A 6,567-nucleotide genomic window follows, 5' to 3' on the forward strand; every position below is an offset into this window, starting at 1 on the left:
CCTGTCCCACGTCTGCGGTGTAGGTTATGACCTCATAGCCCTTGTCGGTGAGCCACCTGACTATTACGGAGGTGTCAAGACCTCCTGAGTAAGCGAGTATAACCCTCTTAGCCATGGGAGTATTATAATCCACATGTGGAGGGAAGCCCTAAGGGTTTGGAAGCTGAGCCTTCTAAGGAACCCAATTCCCGTTGGTCTCCTCTTCCTTCTCATCGTCTTTTTGAACCTTCTAACATTGCTACCCGGCATAGGCTTCTTCGCCGCCTTACTCAACACCTACCTGATCTTTTCCTACACTGTTTACGTGTCAAAGGCTTACATAGCCTCCGAAGGGGATAGCAAAACCTTCCTGAGCTCCCTTGAGTGGAATCCTCTTGCCGTTTTCTTTCGCTTCTTTCCTGAGACCCTTGCCATCATAATAGGACAGCTGATCCTGACCTTTGGAGCCGCCGCCCTGTCGCTTCTCATCTTCTTCTTTGGAGGAGTGTGGTCAGTCCTAAAACCCCTCTTTGAAGGCGGAGAGGTCAGCTGGCTCGGTCTTGTGCTCAGCCTGCTCCTTGCCCTCCTTCTCTACTTCTCTTTGGTAAGCTCCTTTCCGATATTCTTCGGGAGAGCCATGCTCAGGGGAAGGGGCTTTTGGGATACGCTGAAAGCCTTCCTGAGCTCTATCTATGCTGAGATCAGCTGGAAGACGCTCCTCAACTGGGACTACATCAAGTCCTCCTTTATCGTATCCGTCATCACGCTCCTGCTTCTCCTGGCACACCTTATTTTTATACTCCTCCCACCCTTCGCACCCTTGCTCAGCTTTCTGACCGTTCACCTGCTCTACACCTTCGGAACCGTGGCGGTCTTCAGACTCCTCCGCTCCTGAATATATCAACGGGGTTTAGCCTCGCAGCCCTTCGGGCTGGGTACACAGAGGCAAAGAAGGAGAAGGAGAGGGCAAAGAGGGCACCGCCTACGTAGTAGAGAAAGGACCTGTCAAGGATGAAGCCCTTAGCCCTGAGGAGTCCCTCAAGATTTATCTCAACGCTGGAGAGATACTCCTGGGTCAGGTAGGCGCTCACACTCCCTATAACAACTCCCGCAACGCCTATGAGAAGTCCCTGAATCATGAATATGAGGGTTATGTCCCTGCTTGAGTAGCCCATAGCCTTGAGTATCGCTATGTCCCTCTGCTTCTCAAGAACGGTCATCATCAGTATGTTGAATATCCCGAAGGCTGACACGAGGAGTATGGCTCCGACGACGAGGTAGGTTATGGTCTTCTGAATCTTGAAGAGCTGAAGGAAGTTGCTGTAAGCCTCCTGCCAGCTCTGGGCGTCGTAGCCCGTGTCCTCCTCAATCTTCCTCGCTATCCTGACAGCCTCATCCACATCCTCCACACGGACGACGAGCTCGTTCACCTCGTTGGGTCTGCCCAGGAGCTTCTGCATAGCCCTGAGGTGTATGTAGGCTCTGCTCTTATCAATCGTGGTTATCCCTGAGTTGAAGAAGTCAACGACCTCAAATATCTGGGAGACCCCGTTGGGGGCTATCACGATGACCTTTTTCCCAACTTCCTTTATTCCCAGGTCCCTCGCCACGAGCTTTCCGAGGATTATCCCGCTTCTCTTCACGTAGAGCTTGCGAAGGTTTCCCCTCTCAAGGTACCTCTCTATGCTCGTAGCTCTGCCCTCAAGCTGAGGGTCTATCCCAAAGAGGTTGACGGGAACGTCCTTGGGACCGAATCTCACGATGGCGTTTCCCCTCAGGTGGGGGGCTATACCCCTTATTCCCCTCCTGCCCTCATACCTCTCCATTATCACCCTGTACTCCTTTATCCTGTCCCTCACCTCCTTAGGCTTCGCTCCGAGAATCTCAAGGATAACGTCACCTCCGAAAACCCTTGAGAGTATCCTCTTCTCGTTGTAGTTGAACTGAGGCTTTATTGATATGTGGGCGTCAAGGTCTATAACCTGTTTTATGAAGTGCTTTTGGAAGCCGAGCATCAGCGAGCTCATGACGACGAAGGCTGTAACCCCTATGGCGACGCCGAGGGTTGATACAAGGCTCTGCCTTCTCCTCTGAAGGAGCAGCTTGAGGCTGACGAAGAGGATGTGATACATTCCCTTACAATTTTAAGCTAATGGATGAGCCAAAAGCCCACGCCCTGAAGATAGAAGATATCCTTTCCCTTCTCAGGACCTCTCCCGAGGGGCTGAGCGAGGAGGAGGCGAGAAAAAGGCTCAGTATATACGGTAGGAACGAGATAGAGACAGAGGAAGAGAGCCTTCTTACAATCTTTCTCCGCCAGTTCAGGAGTCCTCTGGTCTATATACTCTTGGCTGCCTCAATCTTCTCCCTCCTTCTTGGAAAGAGCGTTGACTTTCTCCTCATAGTGGGAATAGTCCTGGTAAACTCCCTAATCGGCTTCTTTCAAGAGTACAAGGCTGTGACCTCTTTGAAGTCCCTCAGGAGGCATACTGAGCTGAGGGCTAAGGTCTTCAGGGATGGCAGACTTGAGGTAGTCCCCACAGCTCTCCTCGTTCCGGGTGATGTGGTCCTCGTTGAGGAGGGGGACGTGGTCCCTGCTGACATCAGGCTTCTCGCAGGAGAGGGTCTCCTCGTTGATGAAGCCATCCTGACAGGGGAATCAATACCCGTTGAGAAGGACGAAGAGCCCACCCTTCCCGAAGAGACACCCCTTTACAAGAGAAAGAACATCCTCTTCAAGGGGACAGTGGTCGTGAGGGGCTGGGGAAAGGGGGTCGTTTACGCAACGGGGAGGAATACGGAGCTGGGGAAGATAGCCCTGAGAGCCCAGGAGAGCTCTCCCGACACTCCCCTGATGAGGGCACTGAAGAGGTTCTCAAGGGTGTGGATGCTGATACTCATAGGTATCCTGCTTTCCCTCCTGCTCATAGGTCTGTTTCAGGGGAGGGACCTCTACGAGGTCGTTATGCTCGTGATAGCGGAGCTCGTCTCCGCGGTTCCAGAAGGACTACCCATAGTGATAACTCTCGTCCTTGTAGTCGGCTCCCTCAGGCTTGCAAGGAGAAGAACCTACATAAGGTACCTGCCCGCAGCCGAGACCCTCGGAAGCACAACCTACATAGCAACGGACAAGACGGGAACCATAACCCAGGGACGCCTTAAGGTAGAGGAGGTCTATGAGATTGAGCCCGAACACCTCAGGCTGATATCAGCCCTTTGCAACAACTCCGACGGATCGGGTGGAGACCCCCTTGAGGTCGCCCTGCTCAGGTGGCTGGAGGAGGAGGGATACGACTGGAGGAGGACAAGGGAGGAGTGCCCCCGCACCCTTGAGTTTCCCTTTGACACCAAGAGGAGATACATGGCGACGGTTCACAGGTGTGAAGGGAGGGAGCTTTTCCTTATAAAGGGAGCCCTGGAGAGCCTGCTCCAGATGGCGGAGGGGGAGAAGGAAGAGCTTGCAAGAAGGCATGACGAGATGGCTGAGAGGGGTTTGAGGGTTATAGCCTTCGGCTACTCACCCCTTAACGGGAAGCCCACAGGTCCTGAGGAGGTAAGAATAAGGATTGCTGGACTTATAGGTTTTATGGACCCTCCGAAGGAGGGTGTTAAGGAGGCGGTTGAGTCGGCGAGGAGAGCAGGGGTCAGGATAATCATGCTTACGGGAGATAACCTGAAGACAGCCAAGGCTGTGGCAAGGGAGGTCGGCATATACAGGGAAGGGGACTGGGCTGTTGAGGGGAGGCAGATAGAGTCTTACAGCGATGAGGAGCTTTACACAGCCCTAAAGAAGGTGTCTGTAGTTGCCAGGGCTCTGCCCGAGGACAAGTACAGGATAGTGAGGGTTCTTCAGAGCAGGGGAGAGATAGTTGCCGTTACAGGAGACGGCGTGAACGATGTCCCAGCCCTGAAGGTTGCCGACATAGGTGTGGCTATGGGCTCGGGCTCTCAGGCGGCGATAGAGGTCGCCAAGATGGTAATAACGGACAACAACCTGTCGGTAATAGTTGATGCCATAAAGGCTGGTAGGGAGATAGCGAGGAACATAAGGAGGGCTATAATCTACCTTCTCTCCGCAAGCTTCGGAGAGGTCCTCCTCCTCTCCCTCTCCTTCCTCCTTAGGCTCCCCCTTCCCCTCTATCCCACCCAGATACTCTGGATAAACCTCGTGACCGATGGAGTTCAGGACAAAGCCTTCCCCTTCAACAGGGAGGAAGAGGACGTTATGAAAACCCCCCCAAAGAAACCCGAGAAGGTCTTCCTTGACAGGAGGCTGATCTCCGACACGCTTACGACAGCCCTGGTCATAGGCTTGGTGAACCTCTTCCTCTTCCTTCACTCCCTCGGTGTGTATGACTACGGGAGGGCGGTTAGCCTCGTCTTCACCTCAATGGTTGCAAACCAGTGGGTTGTAGGCGTCCAGACTGTAAGGGACAGACCCTTCCTTTACAAGCCCTGGAGGAACTTCACCCAGAACCCTTACATATACCTCGGGCTAACCCTTGGGGTTCTCCTTCAGCTCTCAGCCCTCTACCTCTTCCCCGGTTACCTCCACTCCATACCCCTTAGCCACAAGGACTGGCTCTACGTTGCCCTGACCTCGGGAGTAGTCTTCCTCTTTATTGAGGCGAGGAAGCTCCTCTGGTGGTTTTTGGGAGCTCACTCTTCCAAGAGGCAGGGCGTTCCCGGAGGGTAGCCCAAAACCTCTGCAAAGCCCTCAAAGAGGCGGTTCACCTTAACCTTCTTCTTTTCCCCGTTTACTACAAGCACGGCGAAGCCGTCCTTCACCGCATCAATGGGAACAACAGTGGTCTTGAGCCTGCTTACCACCACGTTTCCCTCCACAACGGAACCCACGGGCACTCTCTGGGGAAGCTGGACACTGACCTCAACCTCCACAATCCTTCTCGTCCTCTCGCTCTCAAGGTCGTACCTCTCCACCCTGCCCTCAAAGACCTTTCCGGGAACCGCATCGGTCGTTATGTAAACCCTCTGTCCCCTCTTGAGAAGAGGAGCAAGCTCCTCGTCAACCTGTAGCACGACCTTCCTCTCAGGAGAGCCCACCGAGAAGAGGGCGTTCTCCCTGCTCAAGGGGTTAACGTAGTCTCCTTTCTCAACAAACCTCCTGAGGACTACGCCTTCTATGGGGCTCCTTATCCTGTATCTTGAGAGCTCCCTCTCAAGGGACCTCCTCTGCTCCTTAAGGGAGCTGAGCTCCTTCTCAAGCCCCCTCAGGGTGTCCTCAAGGTTCAGCAACGAAGCCTCGTACTCCCTTAGGGCGTTCCTGTAAAGCCTCTCAGCTTCCTCAAGGGCTTCCTTAGGAATGACTCCCCTCTCAAAGAGCCTCTTCCTCCTGAGGAACCTCTCCTTAGCCTTACTGAGGTTCTCAGCCCTTATATCCACCTCCTTCTCAAGCTTCTTCCTGAAGGCTGAGCCTTCCCTGAGCCTCTCCTCAAGGAGCTCTATCCTGCTGCCCAGGGACCTGACCCTGTTCTCAAGACCCCCATCGTCTATCAGGGCGAGGAGCTGTCCCTTCCTTACCCTCTCCCCCACATCCGCGTAGAGCTCCTTTACGTAGCCCGAGACGGAGGAGCGAAGGATAACCTCCTCCTTGCTCTCAACGTAACCCGAGGCGTATATACCCTTCACCACCTCCCTGCTCTCAACGACGCACCTCCTCTCCTCACCTCCAGAGCTCTCCAGAAATAGGAAGCCACCCATAAGGGACAGGAGAAAGAGAAGGGGGATGAGGTACTTCATCATCTATAAGATGATACCAACGACCCTTCCGGGTGGGTGCTCCGTTTTCCTCTCCACGTGGATGTAGTTCTCTGTAAGAACCCTTCCTTCCTTCAGGACGGTCGCCCTCAGTCTTCTCCCCCTGTTCTTCCTGTGAAAATCCTCTCTCTTCAGAGAGTCAAGCTCCTGAAGTGCCTTAAGTCTCTCCTTTTTAACCCTTTCGGGGACCTTTTCATCCATCCGGGAGGCTTTTGTGAAGGGTCTGTCGGAGTAAGGGAAGAGGTGAAGGTAGGCAAAGGGCATATCCTCAACGAAGCGGAGGGTCTCCTCAAAGTCCTTCTCGCTCTCGGTGGGGAAGCCAACTATGAGGTCCGTGCCGATGGCAGATAGAGGTCTTCTGGAGACTATGTACTCAACGACCCGCTCATACTCATCCCTCGTGTAGCCCCTCTTCATGAGGGCGAGTATCCTGTCGGAGGCACTCTGTAGGGAGAGGTGGAAGTGGGGGGCGATCCTTTCCTCGGAGGTGATGAGCTCCAGAAGCTCGTGGGACATCTCCTTGATGTGCATGGAGGATAGCCTAATCAGCTTTACTCCTTTCACTTTCAGTATATCAAGCAGGAGCTGGTGGAGGGAGCTTCCCATATCCCAGCCGTATTGGGAGAGCTGTGTGCCTGAGAGGACTATCTCCTCAAAGCCCTTCTCAGCGAGCAGTTCAACCTGCTGGAGCACCTTCTCCCTCGGGGCACTTCTGACCTTTCCCCTTGCGAAGGGTATCACACAGAAGGTGCAGAACTTGTTACAGCCCTCCTGTACTTTAAGGAAAGGTCTTGACTCCTCAAAGTAGAG

Annotated in this window: 6 protein-coding genes; 2 read left to right on the forward strand and 4 right to left on the reverse strand. The window is 53.9% G+C overall.

Annotation, left to right across the window (positions count from 1 at the left end; all coding sequences use genetic code 11):
• On the reverse strand, positions 1–115 hold a 115-nt coding region (locus AC1HCM_RS05250), incomplete at its 3' end, for an argininosuccinate synthase domain-containing protein (protein WP_479460721.1).
• An 18-nt stretch (positions 116–133) separates the two neighbouring features.
• On the opposite strand from AC1HCM_RS05250, the gene AC1HCM_RS05255 reads away from it, so the two are divergent.
• Complete coding sequence (locus tag AC1HCM_RS05255; RefSeq protein ID WP_479460716.1) at positions 134–874, forward strand: hypothetical protein; 741 nt, start codon at positions 134–136, stop codon at positions 872–874.
• Here the strand turns inward: AC1HCM_RS05255 and AC1HCM_RS05260 are convergent.
• Positions 855–2,111, reverse strand: coding sequence for an FtsX-like permease family protein (locus AC1HCM_RS05260; RefSeq protein WP_479460717.1), 1,257 nt, complete (start codon positions 2,109–2,111; stop codon positions 855–857). The genes AC1HCM_RS05255 and AC1HCM_RS05260 overlap by 20 nt on opposite strands.
• A 20-nt stretch (positions 2,112–2,131) precedes the next feature.
• On the opposite strand from AC1HCM_RS05260, the gene AC1HCM_RS05265 reads away from it, so the two are divergent.
• Positions 2,132–4,675: a cation-translocating P-type ATPase gene (locus tag AC1HCM_RS05265; RefSeq protein WP_479460718.1), complete on the forward strand. Its 2,544-nt coding sequence runs from the start codon at positions 2,132–2,134 to the stop codon at positions 4,673–4,675.
• On the opposite strand, the gene AC1HCM_RS05270 is transcribed toward AC1HCM_RS05265, so the two are convergent.
• A complete protein-coding gene (locus AC1HCM_RS05270) occupies positions 4,639–5,739 on the reverse strand; it encodes an efflux RND transporter periplasmic adaptor subunit (protein ID WP_479460719.1) in 1,101 nt (366 codons plus the stop codon). The two genes, AC1HCM_RS05265 and AC1HCM_RS05270, sit on opposite strands and share 37 nt — an antisense overlap.
• Positions 5,740–5,742: 3 nt before the next feature.
• On the reverse strand, positions 5,743–6,567 hold an 825-nt coding region (locus tag AC1HCM_RS05275), incomplete at its 5' end, for a MiaB/RimO family radical SAM methylthiotransferase (protein ID WP_479460720.1).

It is taken from the genome of Hydrogenivirga sp. (assembly GCF_056450045.1).

What these genes read in the sequence shown, in the direction of transcription:
- AC1HCM_RS05255 (WP_479460716.1), top strand. Translation starts at nt 134, where the DNA reads ATGTGGAGGGAAGCCCTAAGGGTTTGGAAGCTGAGCCTTCTAAGGAAC.
- AC1HCM_RS05260 (WP_479460717.1), bottom strand. Translation starts at nt 2,111, where the DNA reads ATGTATCACATCCTCTTCGTCAGCCTCAAGCTGCTCCTTCAGAGGAGA.
- AC1HCM_RS05265 (WP_479460718.1), top strand. Translation starts at nt 2,132, where the DNA reads ATGGATGAGCCAAAAGCCCACGCCCTGAAGATAGAAGATATCCTTTCC.
- AC1HCM_RS05270 (WP_479460719.1), bottom strand. Translation starts at nt 5,739, where the DNA reads ATGAAGTACCTCATCCCCCTTCTCTTTCTCCTGTCCCTTATGGGTGGC.